The following is a 22,569-nucleotide window of genomic DNA, read 5'->3' as shown; positions in this document are numbered from 1 at the left end:
GAGTTTGTCACCGCGAACGCAGGGCAGACGGAGGTTCGTGCTTCGGACCGGAGGCGCGCCAGCGGGAGCCCGTGCTGCCGACCGGTGCCTTGCGCGTCCGGGCGGCGGCGAGTTCCCGCGGTTCCCTGAAAAGACCGTTCAGGAGCGATTCCGCATGCTGACCGACACCAACCGTCCCGGCACGAACGACCGTTCGAAAGCCTCCTCAGTACGGCGTCATGACGACGCACCCGACACCGCCGAGCTGTTCGCCCGCCTCGCGGCCCTGGACGACGGGCCCGAGCGCGAGGCGATCCGTGACCGGCTCGTCACGGCCTGGCTGCCCATGGCCCACCGCATCGCCAGCCGGTTCCGCGACCGCGGTGAGTCGGTCGAGGACCTGCGCCAGGTCGCCGCGCTCGGTCTGGTGAAGGCCATCGACCGCTTCGACCCCGAGCGCGGCGCGTTCGAGAGCTACGCCGTGCCCACCATCACCGGCGAGGTGAAGCGCCACTTCCGCGACCGGATGTGGGCCCTCCGCGTGCCCCGCCGGGTGCAGGAACTGCGCAACAAGGTGCGCGTGGCCCGCCGCGAGCTGACCCAGACGCCGGGCAGTCCGGAGCCCTCCACCGCCGACATCGCCGCCCACACCGGCCTCACCGAGGACGAGGTGGCCGCCGGACTGGAGGCGCTGGAGAGCTTCAGCACCCTGTCGCTGGACGCCGAGCTGTCGGCCGACGAGGACGGCTACAGCCTCGCCGACACCCTCGGCGGTCCCGACGGCTCCTACGACGTCGTGATCGACCGCGAGTCCGCCAAGGAAGGCCTGCGCCGCCTGCCCGAGCGCGAGCGCACCATCCTCTACATGCGCTTCTTCGAGGACATGACACAAAGCCGCATCGCCGACCAGCTCGGCATCTCCCAGATGCACGTCTCCCGTCTCATCAGCCGCAGCTGCGCCCAGGTGCGCGAAGAGGTCCTGGGACAACGGCGGGCGCGCGGTCGGAGCGCCGGACAGCGGTCCGCGGCGTGAGCGGCACCCCGGGACCCCGGCGGCCCGGCCCCGGCGCCGAGGGCCGCCGCTTCCCCTCCCCGTTCCCTGGTGAAAGAGGAAACCCCACGATGCTCGTCCCCCACCCCACCGTCCTGCGCAAGCTCGTCGACGAGTACGAGGCCCTGCTCGCCGAGGAGACCCGGACCGGCACCGGCCGGCCGGACCGGCGGGCCCAGGACGTCGCCTACACCCTCTGCGTGTCCACCGGCACCCGGGACGTGAGACACGCCCTGGAAGCCGCCCGGCGCCTGCTGGCGGCCGAGACCCGGCCCCGGCCGAGCGCGGTACCGTTGGCCGAATGACCAGTGTGTGTGCCCCCGGGGCTCAGGTGGACACCGGCCCCGTCTTCCTGGACGATCCGGACGGTGATGCCTCCGTCGCCACGCGGCCCGGGTACGCGGGCACGGACGGGCCGACCGGAGACGAGGGAGGCGCGTGACGGAGACGGGACACGAGGCGGCGGACCACGCCGCGGAGCCCGGGGAACTGGAGCGGCTGCGGGCCGAGCTGCGCGACGTGCGCGCCAGGCTCCGCGTCCGGCCGATGATCTCCCAGGCCCAGGGAATCCTCCAGGAACGCTACGCCCTGCCCGACGGGGAGAGCGCGTTCGCGCTCATGCAGCGCGCCTCCCAGCGCTACAACATCAGGCTCCGCACACTGGCGGACACCCTGCTGGCGGTGACCCGCCCCGACCCCGGCGCGGACCTCTGGTTCCCGCGGCGCTCCCGCTCGCCGGAACCGGCGCTGCGCTTCGCGGAGGCGCGCCGCACCGGAGCCGGGAACCGCGGCGCCGTCCTGAGCGCCGTGCTCAGCCAGGCGCTCGCCGTGGTCGACACCGACATGGGCAACGTACAGGTGGCCGACCGGGCCATGGGCGGCCTGCGCATCGAGAAGCACACCGGCCTCAGCGCCGACTTCGTCGACTTCTTCGAACACGTCGATGACGACGGCACGGCCTGCGCCGAGGCCGCCCGGAACCTCGCCCAGGTCACCGTCCGGGACGTGGAGACGGACCCGGTGTTCGACGAGCCGGCCCGCGAGGCCATCCTCGCGGCCGGCAGCAGGGCCTGCCACAGCACGCCGCTGACCACCGATGCGGGCCTCTGCCTGGGCATGGTCTCCGCCCACTTCGAGCGTCCCATCGAGGGCCTCACCGAGACCCAGCTCAAGGCCCTGGACGTGATGGGCGCCGAGGCCGGCCGCTGGCTCGCCTGGCACGACCGCACCGTCGTCCTGGACGCCCTCGAACACCTGCACGCCCTCGGCCGCGTGCACCGGGGCAGGCGCATCCGGCGGTCCTGACCGGCCGCGGAGCTCCGGACGGAGCGGGCGCCCGGCACGCGTTCCGTCCGGAGCTCCGCGGCCGGGCGTGCCCGGGCGCAGCCGGGGCATCCGCATCCCGGGAGGTCCACATGAACCCGACTGCCTTGGCCCGCACCGGCCGGTACGAAGCCGAACGAGCGGCTCGCGGCTCGCTGACGGAGAGCGCCGCCCGCGCCGGACTCACCGCGCGGGGCGTCATCTATTTCCTGGTCGGACTGATCGCGCTGCAGATCGCCTTCGGCGAGGACGAACACCGGCAGGCCGACCGCGGCGGCGCGCTCGCCGAACTCGCGCGGCAGCCCTTCGGCGCCGTCCTGCTGTGGGCGCTGGGCGCCGGACTGGCCGGCATGGCGCTGTGGCGGCTGTCGGAGGCGCTGTTCGGCTCGGTCGGGCCGGACGGCCGCAAGGCCCGCAAGCGGCTGCTGGCCGCAGTGCGGTGCGTCTTCTACGCCTTCGTCGCCTGGTCCGTGCTGAACTTCGCGGCGAGCCCGCACGGCGACTCCGGCGGCGGATCGAGCGACCGGCAGTCCCGCGACGTCACCGCGAGGGTCCTCGACCTGCCGGCCGGACAGTGGATCGTCGGCGCCGTGGGAGCCGGGGTCGCCGTGGGGGGCGTGTGGATCGGCGCCCAGGCCCTGCGCCGCAAGTACCGCAAGCAGCTCAAGCTCGCGACGATGGCCCCCTGGGCCCGGCGGCTGACGGACGTGACCGGCGTCGCGGGCGGTGCGGCCCGCGGTCTGGTGTTCGCGGCGGCCGGCGCCTTCGCGGTGCGCGCGGCCGTCGACTACCGGCCCGACAAGGCCAAGGGGCTGGACGACACGCTGCGCTCCTTCGCCCACACCCCGCTCGGACCGTGGCTGCTCGCCTGCGTGGCGGGCGGTCTCGTCCTGTTCGGGGTGTTCTCCTTCGCCATGGCCCGCTGGCGCCGCGTCTGAGCGGCCGCGAGAAGGGAACCCGGATCCCATGAACGAACCCGAGCTGCCGCCCGAAGGCCGGCCCGTCGACGTCTACCTGGGCCTCCTGCGGACCCGGATGGACACCGAGGACTACCGGGCCGTGCTCAGCCTCGTCGAACCCGTGCTGCGGGCGATCGAGGAGGAACGCCTGCCCACGCTCGACTTCGCGCTCGACGCGGAGCGGACCGAGGGCGTGTCGCAGGAGGTCCGCGACGAGGCCGCCCTGGTCATCGCCACCGCCGTCACCGGCCGCCTCGACAACGAGGTCGTCGAGATCGACATGGCGGAGACCGGCCCGATCAGGGTGGTCACGGACGCGGACACCGCCGCCGACCCGGTCCGGCTCGGCGAGATCGCCGACTACATCCGGCAGCGGCACCACGAGAACGAGGAACTGCGCGGCATCGCGGAGGCGAGCGGGCTGCCCACCGACTTCTGAGCCCGGTCACCGCCTTCCGACGCCGGAGCCGGTCAGCGCCGAGGCGCGGCCACCGGCACCTGCAACGGCCGGGCCAGGCCCAGGACCGCCTCGTCGAGCCGCTGCAGGTGCCGGAGCACCCGGTCGGTGACGCGACCCCAGCGCGGCGTGCCGGGCACGTCCGGCTCCAGCAGGGAGGCGACGGTCGGCCCCGTGGTGACCCGCCCGGCGGACCGCTCGTCCGTGACGCGCGCGGAGATCGTCGTGATGTTGGCCAGGATGCGCTGCCCCGCCGGGCGCAGCCGGGGGTCCGCCGCGATCGAGGGGTGGGTGGGCAGCAGCTCGGCCGTCGCGGCCAGCGAGCGGGCGTGGTACGCACAGGTCTCCAGGAGCGCGACCACGTAGCGGGCGGTGTCGCGCCGACCCCGCAGCGGCGTGCCGCGGTGGGTGAGCGGCTGGGTCGCCGCCCGCAGGTCGGCCAGCGCCCGGTCCAGCTCGCGGGCCTGGTCGAGCAGGTCGGCCGGGGGCCCGCCGCTGAGCTGGTCCACGGCCGACCCGGTGACCTCGGCGAGCCGCTCCAGCGTGGTCACCAGCAGCTCGTTGGTACGGCGGTCGGTGTGCACCGGCAGCACGAACGCCGCCGCGATGATCCCGCAGGCGGCGCCGAGCGCCGTCTCCTCCACCCGCAGCACCAGCACCGACAGGCTGTACGTGTGCAGCAGCGTGTACAGCAGTCCGAGGGCCGCCGTGACGAAGAACGACATCAGCGTGTACGACAGCGGCGCCGTGTAGAACACCGCGAAGACGCACACCAGCACCAGCGCGAACGCCGTCCAGGTGTGGTGGCCCACCAGCCCCGCCAGCAGCAGCCCGGCCACGACGCCGAGCACCGTGCCCACCAGCCGCCGGTAGCCCTTGACCAGGATCTCGCCCGTGGAGGCGGTGTTGATGAACACGATCCAGCAGGTCAGCACCGCCCAGTACCAGCGCTGACCGGAGAGGAACTCCCCGCCGGCGATCGCCAGCGACGACCCCACCGCCACCTGCACCGCGGCCCGGGTGGTCGGCCGCCGCAGCCCCTCCGGCTCCCGGCCGGACGGCTCCTCGCCCGCGTCGATCGCCGCGTCCTCCGCGTCCAGCTCCTCCCGGGAACGGGCCGTGGCGGGGCTGTCGTCCGACTCGTCCTGCGGCCCGTCGAGCGCCACCCGCAGCCCCAGCACCGCGCGGGCCGCCTCGCCGACCCCGCGGAAGACGTCCTGCACGGCGGGCGGCGCCTTCGGCAGGTTCTCCCCGTCCCGGTAGCCCAGCAGCCGGTTGCGTACGTACGCCACCCCGGCGCCGCCGGCCGCGGCGGGCCGCAGCACCAGCAGCCGCAGCGCCCGCAGGTCCCGGCGCAGCGCGGCGGTCGCCTCGTCCCGCACCGGCAGCGGGCCGCCCGGCGGCGCGGGGGCGCCGGGCAGGTGCAGGGTGAGCGTGTCCGCCCGCTCGGCGCTGCGCGCGGTCAGCAGCAGCAGGCCGAGGCGCTCGGCGGCGATCTCGGCGTCCGCCACCCGGCGCTGCACCAGCCGCGCCACGGACTCGCCGGCGGTGCCCTCCTCGAGACGGCCCTGGATCATCAGGGCCGTCTCGTGCAGACGCGCGGTGCCCGCCCGGACGTCCGCCAGCGCCTTGTCGATCTCGTCGCTCCCGGCGTCCAGCAGATCCAGCTGGGCCGACACCAACCGGGCCAGCCGGGCCCGGAAGGCGTCGCGCAGCCGGTCGAGGACGGCCGACGGCGTCTCCGGCACGAGGACGAAACGAGCCAGGGCGCTGCTCGTGACGGCGACGGCGACCACGCCGTACAGCTGGGGCAGCATGCGCGGGGTGGCGCCGACGAAGAGCGACAGCAAGTACATCTGGAAGCCGATCAGGCCCAGCGTGGTGCCCCGGTCGCCGTACCGGCGGCCGTAGACGGCGCAGAAGATGAGCACGACGAAGACGACGTCGCCGGCGACCACCCGGGTGTGCAGCAGCGCCGCCAGCGTCAGCGAGGCCAGCGCCACCGGCAGCCCGAGGGCGAGCGTGACCGCCTGCGGTGCGCGCTGCTTCTCCCGGACGGCGAAGGTGAAGACCATCGCCGCGACGGCCCCCGCCACCAGATGCGGCACGTCGGCGCGCAGCAGGGCGAGCACGGTCAGGGTGAGGGCGATGGCGCTCACCGCGCGCAGGCCCGCGGTCAGGCGCAGCAGTCCCGGGTCCCACGCCGCGACGAGATCCCGCAGCCGTGCCCGGACCGACCCTCCCGCTTCCCTCACGCCGCCGTACTCACTCCCGCCTCAGGCCGAGATCCGGGCCCCGGCATGGCTGCCGGGACCGCGGCTCTCACGTCCCCCCGTGCCCGGCGGCCTCGACGTGCGCGCGCACCTGCTCCGGGGTCAGGTAGGAGTCGGTGTACTCGAAGTCCTTCAGCTTGGCGGGCTTGCGGGCCTGGAAGCCGGTGCGCACGAAGTCGTCGCCGGCGACGGCGTTGAGGGTCCAGTTCGTCGCCACCCGGACCTTGGCGACGTTGGTGCGCAGCGCCCACCAGTGGTAGCCGCGGGCGGCGAACTGGGCGGGCAGTCCGTGCAGCTCGAGGCCGAGCGGCTTGGCGACGGCGTCGTGACCGCCGAGGTCGACGACGAGACCGAGGTCCTGGTGGGCGTACGGCTGCATCGGCTGGTTGCGCAGCGTCGCGATGACGTTGTCGGCGACCCGCTTGCCCTGGCGGGTGGCGTGCTGCGCGGTGGGCGGGCAGATCGCTTCCGGGTGGCCCTTGACCTCGTCGGGCACCGCGGCGGCGTCGCCCAGGGCGAAGGCGCCGTCGTGGCCGGGCAGGCACATCCGCGCGGTGACCGCGAGCCGCCCGCGCACCGTCTCCGCGCCGAGCGTGGCGATGAGCGGGCTCGCCGCCACGCCGGCGGTCCAGATCAGGGTGCGGGCGGGTACCACCCGGCCGTCGGTGAAGGTGACCTCCTCCGGGCCCGCCTTGGCGATGGAGACGCCCAGCGAGACCTCGATGCCGCGACGGCGCAGGATCTTCTGCGCGCTGCGGCCCAGCTTCTCGCCCAGCTCCGGCATCAGCTTCGGGGCGATGTCGATCAGATGCCACTTGATCAGCGCCGGGTCGATGCGGGGGTAGCGCTTGGCCGCGGCGTGGGTGAGGCGCTGCAGGCAGGCGGCGGTCTCGGTGCCGGCGTACCCCGCGCCGACGACCACGAACGTCAGCCGCGACGCGCGCTCGGCCGGGTCCCCGCTGGCGTCGGCCAGGTCGAGCTGGGAGATGACGTGGTCACGGATGTAGGCCGCCTCCGCGAGGGTCTTCATGCCGAAGGCGTGCTCGGTGAGCCCGGGGATGTCGAAGGTGCGGGTGACGCTGCCGGGCGCCAGCACGATGCAGTCGTACGGCTCGTTGATCGTCCGGTCGGTGATGGTGCGGATGACGCAGACCTTGGCCTGGAGGTCCACGCCGATCGCGCCGCCCGGGATGATCCGGGTGCGGTACCTCCTGCTGCGGCGCAGCGACACGGCGATCGACTGGGGGGTCAGCACGCCGGAGGCGACCTGGGGCAGCAGCGGCAGATAGAGCTGGTAGGCGACCGGCGTCACCAGGGTGACGTCGGCCTCGCCGGGCGCGAGTCTGCGTTCCAGGCGGCGTACGCACTCCACACCGGCGAAACCTGCGCCGACCACCAGGATCCTGGGTCGTGTCACGGTGTTCATCCCTTTCTGCGGCTCCGGGCGGTCCGTGTCCCACGCCCTTCGCCTGCCCTGGATCTGTGCGGGCACCCCATATCGATCCCACCGCGCATCGGGCCGTTCCGCCAGCCGGGCACGACGGGCAGACGAACGCCTCGGCCTCCACGATGCCCGCCGACGCCGGGAAAAGCACCGCCCACGAGCGGATGAAAGCCACATTCCGTCCGGCGGTCAGGTCGTCTGCCGTGCCCCGAACCAGTCCAGGCACGCCACCAGCGCGTCGTCTTCCGGCTCGGGGGAGCCGCGGTGGCCGCTGAGCTCCCTGATGACCGCGGCCGGGACGTCGGCCGCCGGCAGCAGGCGGGTGGCCGTGAGGGCCCGGCTCAGGGCGTGCTCGCCGTAGGGCTCACCACCCGGAGCGGCCACCGCGTGGACCCCGTCGCTGACGAAGACGAGCCGGTCGCCCGGCCGCAGCCGGAACTCCTGGGCCGTGTAGTCGGTCTCCTCGAACATGCCCAGCGGCAGTTGCGCCTCGAAGTCGACGGCGGAGACGGTCCGGTCGCGCAGCCGCAGCATCCGCGGCGAACCCGCGTCCACGACCTGCATCCGGCCGGTGGACAGTTCGAGGTCCAGCAGCAGCACGGACAGGTGGGCGTCACCCCGGTACTGGGCGTAGATCGCCTGGTCGGCCAGGGCGGCCTGGTCGGCGATGGGGATGCCGGCCCGCCGCGCGTTGCGCAGCGCGTTGATGCCGAGGTTGGTCAGCAGGGACGCCCCGATCCCCTGCCCCATGCCGTTGGTGATGTACAGCAGCAGGCGGTCCGCGCCGGCGGACCAGTCGAAGTTGTCGCCGAAGATCGCGTAGGCGGGTTCCAGCTGGGCGCCGAGGGCGTACTCCGGCTGCGAGCAGGACCGGGCGGGCAGCAGCTGCCACTGCATCTCCGCGGCGAGCGTGAGCCGGTCGGTCCGGCGGGCCCGCTGGTACATGTCGGTGTCGCGCTCGGCCACCACCACCTCGTGGCCCAGGACCTGCGCCACCTCGGCCAGCTCCGGGACGTCGGCCCGGTCCCAGGCCGCGCGGTCCATGGTGACGGACAGCACACCCAGGCGGTCGCCGCGCACGCTGACCGGAAGGTGGAGGCGCACCCGGCCGTCGCCGCGCTCCTCGGCGAACGGCTCCTGCGAGCCGAAGGCGCGCCCGGCGGGACTGCTGTGCACGGGCAGCGGCTCCGGGCGGTCCGCCGCGGGGGTCACCGGCTGGAGCACGGTCAGCCCGTAGTCGGCCATGAGGAACTCCACGGCGTCCGCGCCGTACTGACTGCGCAGTACCTCGTGGACGACGTCCGGCAGCTGATGCGGAGCCGCGCGGCGCAGGGCCCGCTCGGCGGCCACGAATCCGTTCACGTCGTCGGTCACACCCTTCCGTGCGGGGGAGCGGCGCCGCGTCGGAGGGGCCGCGGCGGCCACTGCTGTCCGTCGTGGTCCGCGCCCGCGCCGCCGGGCGGGGCGATGCCGCGAGCTGACAGGGGTCGCGAAGCCTGCGAGAGTGGCGGGGTGACGTCCTCGTACCAGCGCCCACGGTCCCAGGAGGCGGCGGCGTGCGTGACCTCGAAGGCCGCGGAGCTGCTCGAGGTCCTGTGGGGTCGTGCCTCGACGGCGCCGGTCTCCGCCTCGCAACTGCGTGTCCTGTTCATCCTCGAACACAATGAGGGCATCAACCTGCGCACGCTCGCCGACGCGCTGGGCTCCACGCCTCCGTCGACCAGCCGGCTGTGCGACCGGCTGCAGGCCGTGGGCTTCATGGAGCGCAGGGCCTGCGTCACGAGCCGGCGGGAGCTGCGGCTGTACCTCAGCCGCCGGGGACGGGCGTACCTGGCCGACCTGCGGGCCCGGCGGGAGAGCGCCCTGCTCTCCGTGCTGGAGCAGATGCCGGCCGCCCAGCGTTCGGCGCTGCAGCAGGGGCTGGAGGCCTTCTGCGTGACCGCGGCGGCCCAGATACACGGCGACGGCGAGCCGGCCGCCCGCACGGCCTGACCTTCCGGCGCGGCCGGACGTGCCCGGCCCGCCGCGGAGGTGCCGCCGGGCCCGCGGCGGCGGGCACGGACGGTCGTTCCCGGCCGGCGCATCCTCGATCCCTCTCCGGTCCCTGGCGGCTGCGAGGCCCCTTTCCGGATCCCTCTCAGCGGCCTTCCTCCCCGGGTGTCCGGTCGGGCCCGTCGACGCGGTCGAGTGCCTCCTCGACGCTCTCCGACACCGGCACCGTGATGCTCACCCCCGTCAGATCCAGGATGCGCCGCACGGCGGGCGTCGGCGAGATGATGTGCACGCTTCCGGGCAGCTCACGGGCCTCCTGGTACACGCGCAGGATGATGTTCATCCCCGACGAGTCCATGAACGGCACGTCGGAGAGATCGAGCAGGAAATGGCGTCGGCCGTGGTGCAGCTGATTGGCCAGATGATGCTGGAACTCCGTCGCGGTGTCGATGTCCAAGTAACCCTTGACCGCGAGCAGGGCGACGTCCGACCGGGGCAGGCTGACGTCGACGGACAAGGGATTGTGGGCGATGGACACGTGTACCTCCAACGAATATGACGGGCAGGGCTGGTTACCCCTGTGGGCTGATGCGACGCACGCGGCTCGGGCGGCGTTGCGCGACCGGGTGCGCGTGACCGCGTCATGCCCCTCACCTGCGACGCGCCGTGCGCGCCGCGCCTCGGCGTTTACCCCCGAACCGGCACCCCATGCACACCGCACGCACACCCCGCGCACCAGCCGCCCGCCCGTCGGACGCGGGGGGAACCGGCATGCGGTAGCTCACCCCCGGTCCCCTTGCCCTCGCGGTGCCCGGCGCGAGAGAGTTGCCGGGAGGAAACAGTTTCCCCTTCCGGAAGGCGGTGGGCGCGCGGAAGCGTGCCTTGCTTTGGACACACCCCGGTATGCCCCCACCGACCCCACCGACCCGAGCCGCCCCGGCCCCGCACCGGACGCCGCCTGGGGCGCCGCTCCGTGCCCCGTGCTGGTCGCCGGCCCCCGGGGCGACGTCCTCGGCCTGAACCCCCCGGCCGCCGCCCTGCTCCCGGACGCGGTGCGCGGCGCACCGCTCAGAGATGTGGTCCCGGCGTGGATCGCCGACGCCCACGAACGGATCGTGCTTCCCCCCGCGGCCCGTGGCACGGCCCGGCCGCAGGCGGAGCACGGCAGCCTCGGCGACCGTACGTTCGCGGCCCACGGCAGCCGCACCGCGGACGGCAACGTGACCTGGTGGCTGCTGGAGGACACCGACCGCCGCCAGGCCGAGGCCGCGCTCGACAGCGAGCGCAGACGCACCGCCTTCCTGGCCGGCGCCTCCAGCGCGCTGCTCGCCTCACTGAACCTGGAACGCTGCATGGAGGTCACCGCGTCCCTGGCCGCCGAACACCTCGCGGAGGCGGCCGTCGTCGTCGCCCCGCCCCGAGGACGCAGGTTCCCCGTCACGCACTGCCGCTCCGGCGACCGCCCGGTCCACCGGCTGGCGGAGGCCCGGCCCGCCGAGGTCCCCGGCCTCGGCGAGGCGCTGCGCGGCTTCCCGCCGGTGCCGTCGCGCTGGATCGACCCGGCCGCCATCCCCGACTGGCTCGTCCCCGACGGCTTTCCCGGGGACGTCGGCTCGGCGGTCGTCACCCCGCTGCCCGGCCACGGCGTCCCGGCCGGCGCGCTGGTGCTGCTGCGCTCCCGCGAGGACCGCGCCTTCTCCGAGAGCGAGGAGGTCTTCGCCCGGCTGTTCGCGGCCCGCGCCGGAGCGGCGATGTCGGCGGCCCGCATGTACGCGGAGCAGGCCGCCATCACCTCCACCCTGATGCGGGAACTGTTGCCGCCGCCGCTGCGCGAGGTGCACGGCGTGGAGTTCGCCGGGTCCTACCGGCCGTCCCTGGAGAGCGAGCACGTCGGCGGCGACTTCTACGACGTCCATCCCGGAGCGGACGCCGAACAGGAGACGCTGGTGGTCCTGGGCGACGTGTGCGGCAAGGGACTGGAGGCGGCCGTGCTGACGGGCAAGATCCGCAACACGGTGCAGGCCCTGCTGCCGCTGGCCGGCGATCACCAGCGGCTGCTCGACCTGCTCAACGGCGCCCTGATCAACTCCCACCACACCCGGTTCGCCACCCTGCTGCTGGTCTCCGTCGTCCGCCGCGGCCGGCACGTGCAGCTGCGCGTCACCAGCGCCGGGCACCCGCCCCCGCTGATCGTGCGGGACGACGGCAGCGTGGAGAAGGTCGACACCCGGGGGACGCTGGTGGGCGTCTTCCCGGACATCACCTCCGTCACCGCCCACGTGGAGCTGTCCCCCGGCGAGACGTGCCTGCTGTTCACCGACGGCGTCACGGAGGCGCGCGGCGGGCCGCTGGGCGACGAGATGTTCGGCACCGAGCGCATCGAGGAGGCCCTGGCCCACTGCGCGGGCATGCCCGCCGAGGCGGCCGTCTCGCACGTGCGGATGCTGGCCGAGCAGTGGGTGGGGCACGGGCGGTACGACGACATGGCCCTGGTGGCCGTGACCGCGCCGCACCACGCCCACCTCAGCGCGGTACACGGCCGTACTCGGGGCAGGTACACCGCATGACCCTTCACCACGACGCCCCGCCGGGGCACCACCGGCTCGAGGACGTCCGGGAACGCCTGTGGGAGGCCGTCCGCGCCGGGGACGAGTACCGGGCGTCCGCCGTCGTCCTCGACGCCGTCGACTCCGGGATGGACGCCGAGACCGCGCTGCTGGACGTGATCGCCGTGGTCCAGGCCCGGGTGGGCGCCGAATGGGCGGCGAACCGGCTCACCGTGGCCCGGGAACACGCCGCCACCGCCATCCACGAGCGCGTCATCGCCGCCCTCGCCCACCACCCCGACCACCGCGCCGCCGAACCCGGCGGCCCCCGCGTCACCGTCGCCTGCGTGGACGGGGAGTGGCACGCGCTGCCCGCCCGGCTGCTGGCGGAGGTGCTGCGCCTGCGCGGCTGGCGGGTCGACTTCCTCGGCGCGCACGTGCCGACCCCGCACCTCGTCGCCCACCTGCACCGGACGGGCCCCCGGGCCGTCGCGCTGTCGTCCACCTTCTTCAGCAATCTGCCCACGGCCCACGCCGCCGTCACGGCCTGCCAGGCGGCCGGGGTGCCGGTGATCGCGGGCGGCACGGCCTTCGGACCCGACGGCCGGTACGCCCGCGCCCTGGGCGCCGACGCCTGGGCACCCGACGCCCGCGAGGGCGCCGCCGTCCTGGAGCGCGGCCTGACCCGGACCGGCGACGGAGCCGTCGACCAGCCGGTGGACTGCCTGCCCCACCTCGCCGACCAGGAATACACCATGGTGGTCGGCAACCGGCGGCAGCTGGTGAAGGAGACGCTCGCGCGGCTCGAGGACCGCTTCCCGCCGCTGCGCGGCTACACCGACCGGCAGCGGCAGCGCACCGCCGAGGACATCGCCCACATCCTCGACCACCTGGCCGTGGCGCTCTACGTCGACGACCCGGACGCGTTCCGCCGCTTCCTGACCTGGACCGCCGACATCCTCGCGGCCCGCGACGTACCAACCCGCTCGCTCGACCCCGCCCTCGAACTGCTGAGCCGACAACTGCGGGACTTCCCCCGCGCCCGCCGCACGCTAGGGTCGGGGCGGGACGCCCTCGCCGACCATCTCAGAGCATCGAACACCCCGCGACCAGGACACCCCGTATGACCATCTCGCAGCAGCCGTCCTTCGAGCTCACCGTCGAGCACGGACCCGATGCGGCCGTCGTGCGCGTCGACGGCGAACTCGACTACGACACCCATGCCGAACTGGTGGACGCCGTCACGTCGCTGCTCACCCCGCCGGAGGCGGCGCCGGCCCTGCTGCGCCTGGACTTCACGGGCCTGCGCCACATCGACTCCTCAGGGCTCGCCGCCCTGCTGCTGATCCGGCGCCGCACGGACCGGAAGGGGGTGCGCCTGCTGCTGGAGAAGCGCCCCGCGCTGCTGGACCGGGTCCTCGAGATGACCGGCACCTTCGACCACCTGGTGGCCCCCGCGCAGGACGCGCAGGACATCGGCGGGCAGGGCCGCCCCGGGACGGGCTGAGGCCAGCCCGCTGCCGAATGCGGGGCGGCAAGCCGGGTAACCGCTGCTGTGGAGCCTTCGGACGCCACCCTTTCGTTCCCGTGTCCGGGGCTTCGCCATCCGACGGGGAAGGAAGGAGCGGCGTGACCAACCGCAGCATCTGGGCGTACGCGCCGGGGGGCGGCCCCGTGCCGGGACACGACCTCACCGGCTACACCGTCGACGCCGAGGACGGCACGATCGGACACGTGGACCGGGAGGCCGAGCACGCGGGCATGCGGCACCTGGTCGTCGACACCGGCGTCTGGGTCTTCGGACGGAGCGCGGTCGTCCCGGCCGGCGCCGTCACCGGCATCGACACCGAGCACCGCAGGATCACCGTGGCCTGCAGCCGGGCGGAGGTCAAGGCCGCGCCCCGGTTCCGCACCGACAGCGAGACCATGGACCCCGCCTACCTGACGACGGTGGGCCGCTACTACGAGAGTCTGCCGCCGCGGACGCCCGGGGCAGTGACGGAGCCGTGAGGCAGGCCGACCGGTCGCCCCGGCGCGGCGACCGCACCCCGGACGAGGCGCCGGTCGGCCGGCAGGTGACGACCGCGGCGGCGGCGCGCGCCCACGCCCGGTCGGTGGTGCGGGAGCAGTGGGAGTCGGCGGCGCGCACGGCACGCGAGGAGGACGTCATCGACCTGCTCCTCGTGGTGTCGGAGCTCGTCACCAACGCCATCCGGCACGGTGACGGACTGGCCGGGTTCGACGCCGTCGCCGTCCCCGAGGGGGTACGGCTCACCGTGCACGACCACAGCGACGTGGTACCGGGCGTCGCCTACGGCTCCGGCGCCCTGCCGACCGGCCACCACGGCAGCGGGTACGGCTGGCCCCTGATCATCCGTCTGGCGAGGGACATCGTCATCGAGACGCGCGACGGGGGCGGCAAGACCATCAGCGTCCTGGTGCCGCTGCGTGCCGTGCCCGGGCCGTCGCGGTGAACCAGGGGCGCCGCCGGCTCACCAGGGCAGGAAGAGGTGGATGTCCTTCCCGCCGCCGTTCGTGATCACGCTGACCTGGTCGCACAGGGCGTGGATCAGGTGCCAGCCGATTCCGCCGCCGCCCCCGCTCGGATCGAAGGGGCGCGGTGCCGGGGGCGTGGTGTTGGTGTCGCGCACCACCACGTGCACGCCGTCGAACGTCCGGCGCAGGCGCAGTTCGAACGGTCCGGGGGCGTACTGCACGGCGTTCGCCGCGAGTTCCGAGACGACCAGCAGTATGTCGTCCCAGTGCTCGGGCGCCGCCGGTGGCGTCACCCGCGCGAGATCGTCGAGAAACCGCTCCGCCTCCAGGCGGGCGTCCGTCACGTTTCGCGGCTCACCCGGGAAGCGGACGGTGCAGTGCGGAATGTCCTCGGAAGTCAGGGTTCCGTCCCTACGCGGCTCGGCTGTCATGGTTCCTTCCGCCCGGTGTCGACGGCGGTGTCGTCGTGGCTCACATGTCCCTACCGTGTCCTAAGTTCCCGGGCGGCCGGGGCCTACTCATACCGGCACGTGGGACCCCGTCACGGTCGCGAGACCGGCGAGCCGCCGGCCGGAGGGACCGCGCCGTCAACGGAAGACATCGTCCACCTCGTCCCACCGCGACAGCTCGTCCGGTCCGCTCTGCCCCGTGGACCGCGACCGGGCCTGGTACATGGCGTCGATCTCCAGCGCGTAGTGCCGCACGATGGCGTCCCTGCGCAGCTTCATGGACGGCGTCAGCAACCCGTTGGACTGGTCGAACGGTTCGGCCAGCACCCGGAAGACCCTGATCGACTCCGAGCGCGACACCGTGCTGTTGGCGGCGGCGACGGCTCGGGCGATCTCCTCGCGCAGCGTGTTCTCCTCCCGGGCCTCGCGGCTCGGGGTGTCGCGCTGCAGCGCCAGCGAGCCGCGCCAGAACGCCAGGAAGTCCGGGTCCAGCGTGATCAGGGCCCCGACACAGGGCCGGTTGTCGCCCACGACGACCGCCTGGTGGATCAGCGGGTGCATCCGCAGCCGCTGCTCCAGGGCGGCCGGCGCGACGCTCTTGCCGCTGCTGGTGACCACGATGTCCTTCTTGCGGCCGGTGATCGTCAGATAGCCCTCGGAGTCCAGTCGCCCCAGGTCCCCGGTGGCCAGCCAGCCGCCGCGCAGCGCGGCCCGGGTCGCGGCCTCGTCGTTGATGTAGCCCTGGAACACCGACGGCCCACGCACCAGGATCTCCCCGTCGTCGGCGACCATGACGTCGGTGCCGGGCAGGACCTGCCCGACCGTCCCGGTCTTCTCCCGGCCCACCGGCTGCGCGGTGATGCCGCCGCTGGTCTCCGTCAGCCCGTAGCCGTCGTTGACGAAGATGCCGATGCCCTCGTAGAAGAAGGACAGTTCACGGCTCAGGGGTGAGCCGCCGGAGGTCGCCCGGCACACCCGGCCGCCGAGCGTGGCGCGCAGCTTGCGGTACACCGTCCGCTCGTACAGGGCGTGCTGCAGCCGCAGGTCGAATCCCGGCCCGGGCCCCTCGCCGAGCCGCTGCCGCTCCTGCGCCGCCGCGAAGTCCCGCGCGGTCTCCGCGGCCCGCTCGAACAGCGTGCCGCGGCCCGCCTCCCGGGAGGCGCGCAGGAAGTTCTTGTAGATCTTCTCGAAGATCGACGGCACGGCGCACAGATACGTGGGCCGGAAGGAGCGCAGGCTCGCCGCCAGCGCCGCCGCGCTCATGTCGGGCTCGTGGCCCATCACCATCCCGCCGCGCACGCACAGGCTCTGCAGCAGCATCCCGTACACATGGGAGAAGGGCAGGAAGGCGAGCACGGACGGCTGCTCGCCGGGCGGGGCGACGGTGTGCCGCCAGCCCTTGAGCAGCACGTCGCAGGGGGCGGCCAGGCTGCGGTGGGTGAGTGCGCACCCCAGGGGGTGGCCGGTGGTGCCGGAGGTGTAGGCGATGATGGCCGTGGAGTCCGGCAGCACGATGCGGCGCAGCGAGTCGACCGTGGTCGCCGGGATGAACACGCCGCGCGCCACCAGGTCCCGCAGCGCGCCCGCGTCCAGCTGCCACACGTGCCGCAGCCGCGGCAGCGTGCCGCACACCGAGCCGACCGTCATCACGGCCTGCTCGTCCTCCACGACGACCGCCACGCAGCCTGCGTCGCGCAGGATCCACGCCACCTGCTCGCGCGAGGAGGTCGGGTAGATCGGCACGAGCTCGGCGCCCACGGCCCACAGGGCGTGGCTGAGCACCGTCCACTCGTAACGGGTGCGCGCCATGATCGCCACGCGGTGGCCGGGCGTGATGCCGGAGGCGATCAGGCCCTTGGCGAGCTCCACCACCTCGTCGCGCACCTGTACCGCGGTCACCTCCTCCCAGGTGTGCGAGGCGGGAGTGGGCCGGCGGGCGAGCAGGGGCAGCGCGGGGTGGTGGGCCGCCATGTCGAAGACGCTGTCGGCGAGTCCGCCGGTCAGGGGCGAGACGGTGGGGGGAGCGAGGGCGAAGTCGCGCATGCGCTGCTCCTGACGTGTACGAAGTGTGACACCACCGACGAGAACTGTCATCGGCGGTGCTCGAATGTAGCCGAGGCGGCGGCGATCGGTGTCCGGAACAGGCAACTAACTCGGCGGGTTGATGATCCCGGCCCGTTGTGGGGACCCGGGGCACATGAGCCATACCAACCCCGATCCCGAGCCGGAGCGCACCACCGGTCTGGAGCCGGGCGGCGGAGTCCCGCCGGGGGAGACCCCGCCGGCGGAGTCCAGCATGCCCGGGGCCGGCCCCCGCGAGACCCACAACCCGACGAAGGGATGGGCCAAGGGACCCCTGATCCTGATCCTCGGCCTCGTCGTCCTGTGCGCCGCGTTCTTCCTGGCCTACGCCCTCGTGCTGCTGCTGTGACCGGTGCGGCGGCCGTGCGGCTCACCCTGGGTGAGGCGCACGCACTCGGCGACGACCTCCCGCAGGCTTCCCGTCCGTTCCAGCAACTGCCGCTGGACGCGGGCGCCGTTGCCGCGCCCCAGCAGGTCGGAGACGGTGGCGCGGACGCGGTCCAGGTCGCCGGCGTCCTCGAGCGCCTCGCCGACGTGGTCGAGCAGGGCGCGCACCACCGCGTCCGCCGGCATCCGCCGCATGGTCACGGGGTGCAGCAGTTCGTCCTCCAGACCGGACCGGGCCGCCCGCCAGGCGGCCAGCCGCAGCAGGCTCACGCCGTGCTCCAGCGGCGGCCGGCCCTCCCGCCACTCCCGCGCCGCCGTCTCGACCAGGCCACGGGCCAGGGCGGCGACGAGAAGGGCGGTGTCGGCGTGCAGGCACACGTCCGCGACCCGGATCTCGACCGTCGGGTACCGCGAGGACAGGCGCGCGTCGAAGTAGATCATTCCGTCGTCGAGGAGGACGCCCGTGGCGACCATGTCGGCGACCGTGCGGTGGTAGCGCTCGGCGGAACCGAACGCCTCGGTGGGGCCCGCCGACGGCCACCGCTGCCACACCCGGCTGCGGTAGCTGCTGTAACTGGTGTCCTTGCCCTGCCAGAAAGGGGAGTTGGCGCTGAGCGCAGCCAGCGTGGACAGCCACGGCCGGATCCGGTCGAGGACCGCGACGGCCTCGTCGTCCGACTCCACCGACACGTGCACGTGACAGCCGAGCACGAGCTGCTCCTGGGTGGCGATGCCGTACTGCTCCGCCATCCACCGGTAGCGCCGGCCCATCCCGACCTTCGGGCTCACCGGCAGCGGGGAGGTGGCGAGGGCCGCGACGGCGCAGCCGATCTCCCCGGCGTGCCGGGCGGCCTCCCCGCGGCAGCGCACGATCTCCGCTCCCAGGTCCGCCATCCGCGCCTGCGGACGGGTGGCGAACTCGAGCATCTGGTTGTGCAGCTCCTTCTCGAAGACCTCCCCCTCCGCGTCGTCCTGCGCGGCGCGGGCGAGCACCGCCGCGGACAGAGCCCTTGGTTCACCCGTCTCCGGGTCGACGAGGAGGAGTTCCTCCTCCACTCCGACGGTGCGCACGTGATCTCGCCCTTCTCCGGCCCTCGATGGCGTACGACTCCGAATGCCCTGGAAGAGCGGTCGGACACCTGCCCGGGTGCCACGCCGGGGCCTACGCCGGAAGGGGTGCCAGCCAGATCGTGGCGAGGGGCGGCAGGGTGAGCCGGACGCGGCCCTCCTCGGGCTCGGCGGGACCGGGGCCGGTGACGTCGCTGCCGCCGTACCTCGCCGCGTCGGTGTTGAGGATCTCGTGCCAGGCGGGTACGTCGTCGCCGACGCCGAGGTGGTAGTCGTGCCGGACGACGGGGGAGAAGTTGGAGACCGCGAGCAGCGGGCCGCCGTCGGCGTCGAACCGCAGGAACGCGAAGACGTTGTCCTCGGCGGCGTCGCACGCCACCCACCGGAAACCCGCCGGGTCGCTGTCGCGCTGCCACAGCGCGGGGGTGCGGCGGTAGACGGTGTTGAGGTCGCGGACCAGGTCGCGCACGCCCCGGTGGTCGGCCTCGGCGCCGTAGCCCGGGTCGAGCAGCCACCAGTCCGGGCCGTGCGTCTCGGACCACTCGCCGCCCTGCGCGAACTCCTGACCCATGAAGAGCAGTTGCTTGCCCGGGTGGGCCCACATGAAGCCGAGGTAGGCGCGGTGGTTCGCACGCCGCTGCCACCAGTCGCCGGGCATCTTCGACACCAGCGCCTGCTTGCCGTGGACCACCTCGTCGTGGGAGATGGGCAGGACGTAGTTCTCGCTGTAGGCGTACACCATCGAGAAGGTCATCTCGTTGTGGTGGTACTTGCGGTGGACCGGCTCGTGCTGGATGTAGCCGAGCGAGTCGTGCATCCAGCCCATGTTCCACTTCAGCCCGAAGCCCAGACCGCCGCTGTCGGTGGGGCGGGTCACCCCGTCCCAGGCGGTGGACTCCTCGGCGATGGTCACCACCCCGGGCGCCCTGCGGTACACGGTGGCGTTCATCTCCTGGAGGAACGCCACCGCGTCCAGGTCCTCCCGGCCGCCGTGCACGTTCGGGGCCCACTGGCCGGAGTCGCGCGAGTAGTCGAGGTAGAGCATGGAGGCGACGGCGTCCACGCGCAGGCCGTCGATGTGGAACTCCTCGCACCAGTACACGGCGTTGGCGACCAGGAAGTTGCGCACCTCGGTGCGCCCGAAGTCGAACTCGTACGTCCCCCAGTCCGGGTGCTCGGCGCGCCGGGTGTCACCGGGCTCGTACAGCGGGTCCCCGTCGAAGCGGGCCAGCGCCCAGTCGTCCTTGGGGAAGTGGGCCGGCACCCAGTCCATGATGACGCCGATGCCGGCCCGGTGCAGGGCGTCGACCAGGTAACGGAAGTCGTCCGGGGTGCCCAGCCGCGCGGTCGGCGCGTAGTAGGACGTGACCTGGTAGCCCCAGGACGGGCCGAAGGGGTGCTCGGCGACCGGCATCAGCTCGACGTGGGTGAAGCCGAGGTCCTTGACGTAGCCCGGCAGCTGCTCAGCCAGCTGACGATACGACAGCCCCAGCCGCCAGGACGGCAGATGGACCTCGTAGACGGAGACCGGCGCCTCGTGCACGGGCGTCCCGCCGCGCCGGGCCATCCACTCCGCGTCGCCCCACTCGTGGTGCGCGGATGTGACTATCGACGCGGTCGCGGGCGGCTCCTCCGTCCGGCGCGCCATCGGGTCGGCCTTCAGGAACCGGCCGCCGTAGCGGGAGGTGATCTCGAACTTGTAGCGCGCGCCCTCCCCGATGCCCGGCAGGAACAGCTCCCACACCCCCGACGCGCCCAGCGACCGCATCGGCAGCGCGGTCCCGTCCCAGAACGTGAAGTCCCCGGCGACGCGCACGCCCTGGGCGTTCGGCGCCCACACGGTGAACCGGGTGCCGCTCACCCCCTGGTGGGTCATCGGCTCGGCGCCCAGCGCCTTCCACAGCTGCTCGTGCCGGCCCTCGCGGATGAGGTGCAGGTCGAACTCGCCGAGCGCGGGCAGGAAGCGGTACGGGTCCTCCGTCTCGTGCTCCCCTTCCGCGTAGGTCACCACGAGGGTGTACGCGGGGACCGCGTCGAGCGGCAGCACGCCGGAGAACAGGCCGTCGCCCTCCGACGCCAGCCGGTGGCGCCGCCCGTCGACGGCGACGCTCACCGCGCGGGCGTAGGGGCGCAGGGCGCGGAAGACGGTGCCGCCCGGGACGGGATGGGCGCCGAGCAGCGCGTGCGGGTCGTGGTGCCGGCCGGTGAGCAGACGCTCGCGGTCGGCCGGGTCCGGGGGCGGGGCCGCCGGGCGGGGGACGGGTCCGGCCGCCTCCGGCGGCAAGGTGTCGCGCAGGGCCATGGTGTCAGCCTCCTCTCACGGCGAGACGCTCGATCGCCGCCATCGGTACGGGGAGCCAGTCGGGTCGGTGCCGGGCCTCGTACAGGACCTCGTAGACGGCGCGGTCCGTCTCGTAGGCCCGCAGCAGGCCGTGCTTCTTGCGCGGGTCCCATCCGGCGCGGGAGGCGTATCCCGCGCAGTAGGCCTCGCGGCAGCGGCGCGCCCACTCGGGGCGCCAGGGGCGGCGCTGGCGGGCCGCGTAGTCGAAGGAGCGCAGCATCCCGGCGATGTCGCGCACCGGGGACCGGGTGCCGCGCCGTTCGTCGAGCGGACGGGACGGCTCGCCCTCGAAATCGATGACGAACCAGTCCCGGCCGGCCCGCAGCACCTGCCCCAGGTGCAGGTCGCCGTGGACGCGCTGGGCGGGCGGCCCGGGGTCGCAGGCGACGAGCGCGCCGAAGGCGGTCCGCAGGCCGGGCACGTAGGGGCGCAGCGCCGGGACGCAGTGCGCAGCGGCGTCCAGCCGCTCGGCCATCGCCGCGGCCGTGCGCGCGTTCTCCTCGTGCGGCCCCGAGGGGAAGGCGGAGGCGAGCGCGAGGTGCACCTCGGCGGTGGCCTGCCCCAGCTGGTGGGCCTCGGCCGTGAAGTCGCCGCCCGAGGCGAGCGCCTGCAGGGCCAGCGTCCAGCCGTCGGACGCGTTCCGCAGGAACGGCTGGAGCACGCCCAGCGTGGCCTCCTGCGGGTGTGTCGTGCGCAGCCACGCCACCGGCGCCGGAACCCGCCCGCACCCCTGCGCGGCCAGCGCGCCGGGCACCTCCAGGTCGGGGTTGACGCCGGGCTGGATGCGCCGGAAGACCTTCAGGATGAACTCGTCGCCGTACACCAGCGAGGAGTTGGACTGCTCGGCTTCCAGGACGCGCGGGACCAGCCCGGCGGGTACCTCGACGGACGGGTCGGCCTCGAAGACGAGCGGCCCCGCGGTGCCGGGCCGGCGCAGCCGCTCCAGGAGCAGTTGCGCCGACCGGGGGTCCTGGAGGGCGTCGTACACCGCGAGCCCGGCCAGCGGGCCCTGCTCGGCCCGGCCGATCAGGGCGCGGCCGAGGCGCGGGGCGAGGTGCTGCCGTACGCCGAGCAGCAGTTGGTAGCAGTCGCCGGCCGGGTCGCCGCCGGGGCCGGGCACGCCGGTGTGGCCGGCGTGCACCAGCAGGTGCAGACAGCCCGTGAACAGTTCGGTCATGGACAGCAGGCCGAGGTCGGTGACGGGCCGGTCCTTGCCGGCGAACCAGCGCTGTCGCGGCAGCCATTCGCGCAGCAGCCCGGCCAGTGAGGCCATGGGCCCGGTGGCGCCGACGGTTCTCGGGCGCGGGGAAACGGTCTTCGTCATGACGGCGCGTCCTTTCCTCGGCACATGGTCAAGGCCGTCGGCCGATGCGGGAGGCCACCCGGGTGAGCCGGAACCAGTAGAAGCCGTACCCGGCGAGGGTGAGCAGGTACGGGAGTTCACCGACGGCCGGGAAGCGCACCCCGCCGATCAGCTCGACCGGGTGGCGTCCGTCGTAGAGGCGCAGGTCGAGTTCGGTGGGCTGGGCGAACCGGGAGAAGTTGTTCACGCACAGGACGAGGTCGTCCTCGTACTCCCGCAGGAAGGCCAGCACCGCCGGGTTGGAGGACGGCAGCTCCTGGTACGAGCCGAGGCCGAAGGCACGGTTCTGCTTGCGGATCTCGATCATGCGGCGGGTCCAGTGCAGCAGCGAGGACGGCGACGCCATCGACGCCTCCACG

The 22,569-nt window shown here is 73.8% G+C and carries 23 protein-coding genes; 13 read left to right on the top strand and 10 right to left on the bottom strand.

Features of this window, described 5'->3' with window-relative positions; translation table 11 throughout:
* Positions 1-154: 154 nt before the first annotated feature.
* From VKA29_RS19695 to VKA29_RS19670, 6 genes are all read left to right on the top strand, one after another.
* Positions 155-1,012 carry a SigB/SigF/SigG family RNA polymerase sigma factor gene (locus tag VKA29_RS19695; RefSeq protein WP_324787183.1) on the top strand — a complete coding sequence of 286 codons (858 nt, stop codon included), beginning with the start codon at positions 155-157 and terminating at the stop codon, positions 1,010-1,012.
* Between the two features lie 89 nt (positions 1,013-1,101).
* On the top strand, positions 1,102-1,335 hold the full coding sequence (locus VKA29_RS19690) for a DUF5133 domain-containing protein (protein WP_324787182.1): 234 nt from the start codon (positions 1,102-1,104) through the stop codon (positions 1,333-1,335).
* On the top strand, positions 1,332-1,472 hold the full coding sequence (locus tag VKA29_RS19685) for a hypothetical protein (protein ID WP_324787181.1): 141 nt from the start codon (positions 1,332-1,334) through the stop codon (positions 1,470-1,472). Before VKA29_RS19690 ends, VKA29_RS19685 begins: the two co-directional genes overlap by 4 nt.
* Complete coding sequence (locus VKA29_RS19680; RefSeq protein ID WP_324787180.1) at positions 1,469-2,335, top strand: ANTAR domain-containing protein; 867 nt, start codon at positions 1,469-1,471, stop codon at positions 2,333-2,335. The genes VKA29_RS19685 and VKA29_RS19680 overlap by 4 nt, the downstream gene beginning before the upstream one ends.
* Before the next feature lie 110 nt (positions 2,336-2,445).
* Positions 2,446-3,291, top strand: a complete 846-nt coding sequence (locus tag VKA29_RS19675) for a DUF1206 domain-containing protein (protein ID WP_324787179.1) — start codon at positions 2,446-2,448, stop codon at positions 3,289-3,291.
* A gap of 28 nt (positions 3,292-3,319) precedes the next feature.
* A complete protein-coding gene (locus VKA29_RS19670; RefSeq protein ID WP_324787178.1) occupies positions 3,320-3,751 on the top strand; it encodes a hypothetical protein in 432 nt (143 codons plus the stop codon).
* 32 nt (positions 3,752-3,783) lie between these two features.
* Here VKA29_RS19670 and VKA29_RS19665 read toward each other — a convergent pair whose 3' ends face one another.
* The 3 genes from VKA29_RS19665 to VKA29_RS19655 form a co-directional block, all read right to left on the bottom strand.
* A complete protein-coding gene (locus VKA29_RS19665; RefSeq protein ID WP_324787177.1) occupies positions 3,784-6,024 on the bottom strand; it encodes an FUSC family protein in 2,241 nt (746 codons plus the stop codon).
* Positions 6,025-6,091: 67 nt separating this feature from the next.
* On the bottom strand, positions 6,092-7,468 hold the full coding sequence (locus VKA29_RS19660; protein WP_324787176.1) for an NAD(P)/FAD-dependent oxidoreductase: 1,377 nt from the start codon (positions 7,466-7,468) through the stop codon (positions 6,092-6,094).
* A gap of 207 nt (positions 7,469-7,675) precedes the next feature.
* Entirely contained in the window at positions 7,676-8,860 is a 1,185-nt protein-coding gene (locus VKA29_RS19655) for a PP2C family protein-serine/threonine phosphatase (protein ID WP_324787175.1), read from the bottom strand.
* Between the two features lie 186 nt (positions 8,861-9,046).
* On the opposite strand from VKA29_RS19655, the gene VKA29_RS19650 reads away from it, so the two are divergent.
* Positions 9,047-9,478, top strand: a complete 432-nt coding sequence (locus tag VKA29_RS19650; RefSeq protein WP_324787174.1) for a MarR family transcriptional regulator — start codon at positions 9,047-9,049, stop codon at positions 9,476-9,478.
* Between the two features lie 145 nt (positions 9,479-9,623).
* Here VKA29_RS19650 and VKA29_RS19645 read toward each other — a convergent pair whose 3' ends face one another.
* Complete coding sequence (locus VKA29_RS19645; RefSeq protein ID WP_324787173.1) at positions 9,624-10,016, bottom strand: anti-sigma factor antagonist; 393 nt, start codon at positions 10,014-10,016, stop codon at positions 9,624-9,626.
* Between the two features lie 349 nt (positions 10,017-10,365).
* Here VKA29_RS19645 and VKA29_RS19640 point away from each other — a divergent pair, with 349 nt between their 5' ends.
* From VKA29_RS19640 to VKA29_RS19620, 5 genes are all read left to right on the top strand, one after another.
* Positions 10,366-12,045 carry a SpoIIE family protein phosphatase gene (locus tag VKA29_RS19640; RefSeq protein WP_420718527.1) on the top strand — a complete coding sequence of 560 codons (1,680 nt, stop codon included), beginning with the start codon at positions 10,366-10,368 and terminating at the stop codon, positions 12,043-12,045.
* Positions 12,042-13,151, top strand: coding sequence for a cobalamin-dependent protein (locus VKA29_RS19635; protein ID WP_324787172.1), 1,110 nt, complete (start codon positions 12,042-12,044; stop codon positions 13,149-13,151). Before VKA29_RS19640 ends, VKA29_RS19635 begins: the two co-directional genes overlap by 4 nt.
* On the top strand, positions 13,148-13,531 hold the full coding sequence (locus VKA29_RS19630; RefSeq protein WP_324787171.1) for an STAS domain-containing protein: 384 nt from the start codon (positions 13,148-13,150) through the stop codon (positions 13,529-13,531). The genes VKA29_RS19635 and VKA29_RS19630 overlap by 4 nt, the downstream gene beginning before the upstream one ends.
* A 122-nt stretch (positions 13,532-13,653) precedes the next feature.
* Positions 13,654-14,034 (top strand): PRC-barrel domain containing protein, encoded by a 381-nt coding sequence (locus VKA29_RS19625; protein ID WP_324787170.1) that lies wholly within the window; start codon positions 13,654-13,656, stop codon positions 14,032-14,034.
* Positions 14,031-14,498 carry an ATP-binding protein gene (locus VKA29_RS19620; protein ID WP_420718526.1) on the top strand — a complete coding sequence of 156 codons (468 nt, stop codon included), beginning with the start codon at positions 14,031-14,033 and terminating at the stop codon, positions 14,496-14,498. The genes VKA29_RS19625 and VKA29_RS19620 overlap by 4 nt, the downstream gene beginning before the upstream one ends.
* An 18-nt stretch (positions 14,499-14,516) precedes the next feature.
* Here the strand turns inward: VKA29_RS19620 and VKA29_RS19615 are convergent, their stop codons facing one another.
* Together VKA29_RS19615 and VKA29_RS19610 are read right to left on the bottom strand one after the other, a co-directional pair.
* On the bottom strand, positions 14,517-14,951 hold the full coding sequence (locus VKA29_RS19615) for an ATP-binding protein (RefSeq protein ID WP_324787169.1): 435 nt from the start codon (positions 14,949-14,951) through the stop codon (positions 14,517-14,519).
* 156 nt (positions 14,952-15,107) lie between these two features.
* Positions 15,108-17,012 (bottom strand): AMP-dependent synthetase/ligase, encoded by a 1,905-nt coding sequence (locus tag VKA29_RS19610; RefSeq protein WP_324787168.1) that lies wholly within the window; start codon positions 17,010-17,012, stop codon positions 15,108-15,110.
* A 154-nt stretch (positions 17,013-17,166) separates the two neighbouring features.
* On the opposite strand from VKA29_RS19610, the gene VKA29_RS19605 reads away from it, so the two are divergent.
* Positions 17,167-17,400: a DUF6480 family protein gene (locus VKA29_RS19605; RefSeq protein WP_324787167.1), complete on the top strand. Its 234-nt coding sequence runs from the start codon at positions 17,167-17,169 to the stop codon at positions 17,398-17,400.
* On the opposite strand, the gene VKA29_RS19600 is transcribed toward VKA29_RS19605, so the two are convergent.
* The 4 genes from VKA29_RS19600 to VKA29_RS19585 form a co-directional block, all read right to left on the bottom strand.
* Entirely contained in the window at positions 17,376-18,509 is a 1,134-nt protein-coding gene (locus VKA29_RS19600) for a glutamate--cysteine ligase (protein ID WP_324787166.1), read from the bottom strand. The genes VKA29_RS19605 and VKA29_RS19600 overlap by 25 nt on opposite strands.
* Before the next feature lie 91 nt (positions 18,510-18,600).
* Entirely contained in the window at positions 18,601-20,808 is a 2,208-nt protein-coding gene (gene glgB, locus VKA29_RS19595; protein WP_324787165.1) for a 1,4-alpha-glucan branching enzyme, read from the bottom strand.
* Positions 20,809-20,812: 4 nt separating this feature from the next.
* On the bottom strand, positions 20,813-22,171 hold the full coding sequence (locus VKA29_RS19590; protein WP_324787164.1) for a maltokinase N-terminal cap-like domain-containing protein: 1,359 nt from the start codon (positions 22,169-22,171) through the stop codon (positions 20,813-20,815).
* A 28-nt stretch (positions 22,172-22,199) separates the two neighbouring features.
* On the bottom strand, positions 22,200-22,569 hold a 370-nt coding region (locus tag VKA29_RS19585), incomplete at its 5' end, for an alpha-glucosidase C-terminal domain-containing protein (protein ID WP_324787163.1).

It is taken from the genome of Streptomyces sp. H51 (assembly GCF_035656535.1).
GTDB lineage: Bacteria > Actinomycetota > Actinomycetes > Streptomycetales > Streptomycetaceae > Streptomyces.
Note: the sequence above shows the minus strand (reverse complement) of the source record. Positions and strands in the feature narration are given on the sequence as shown.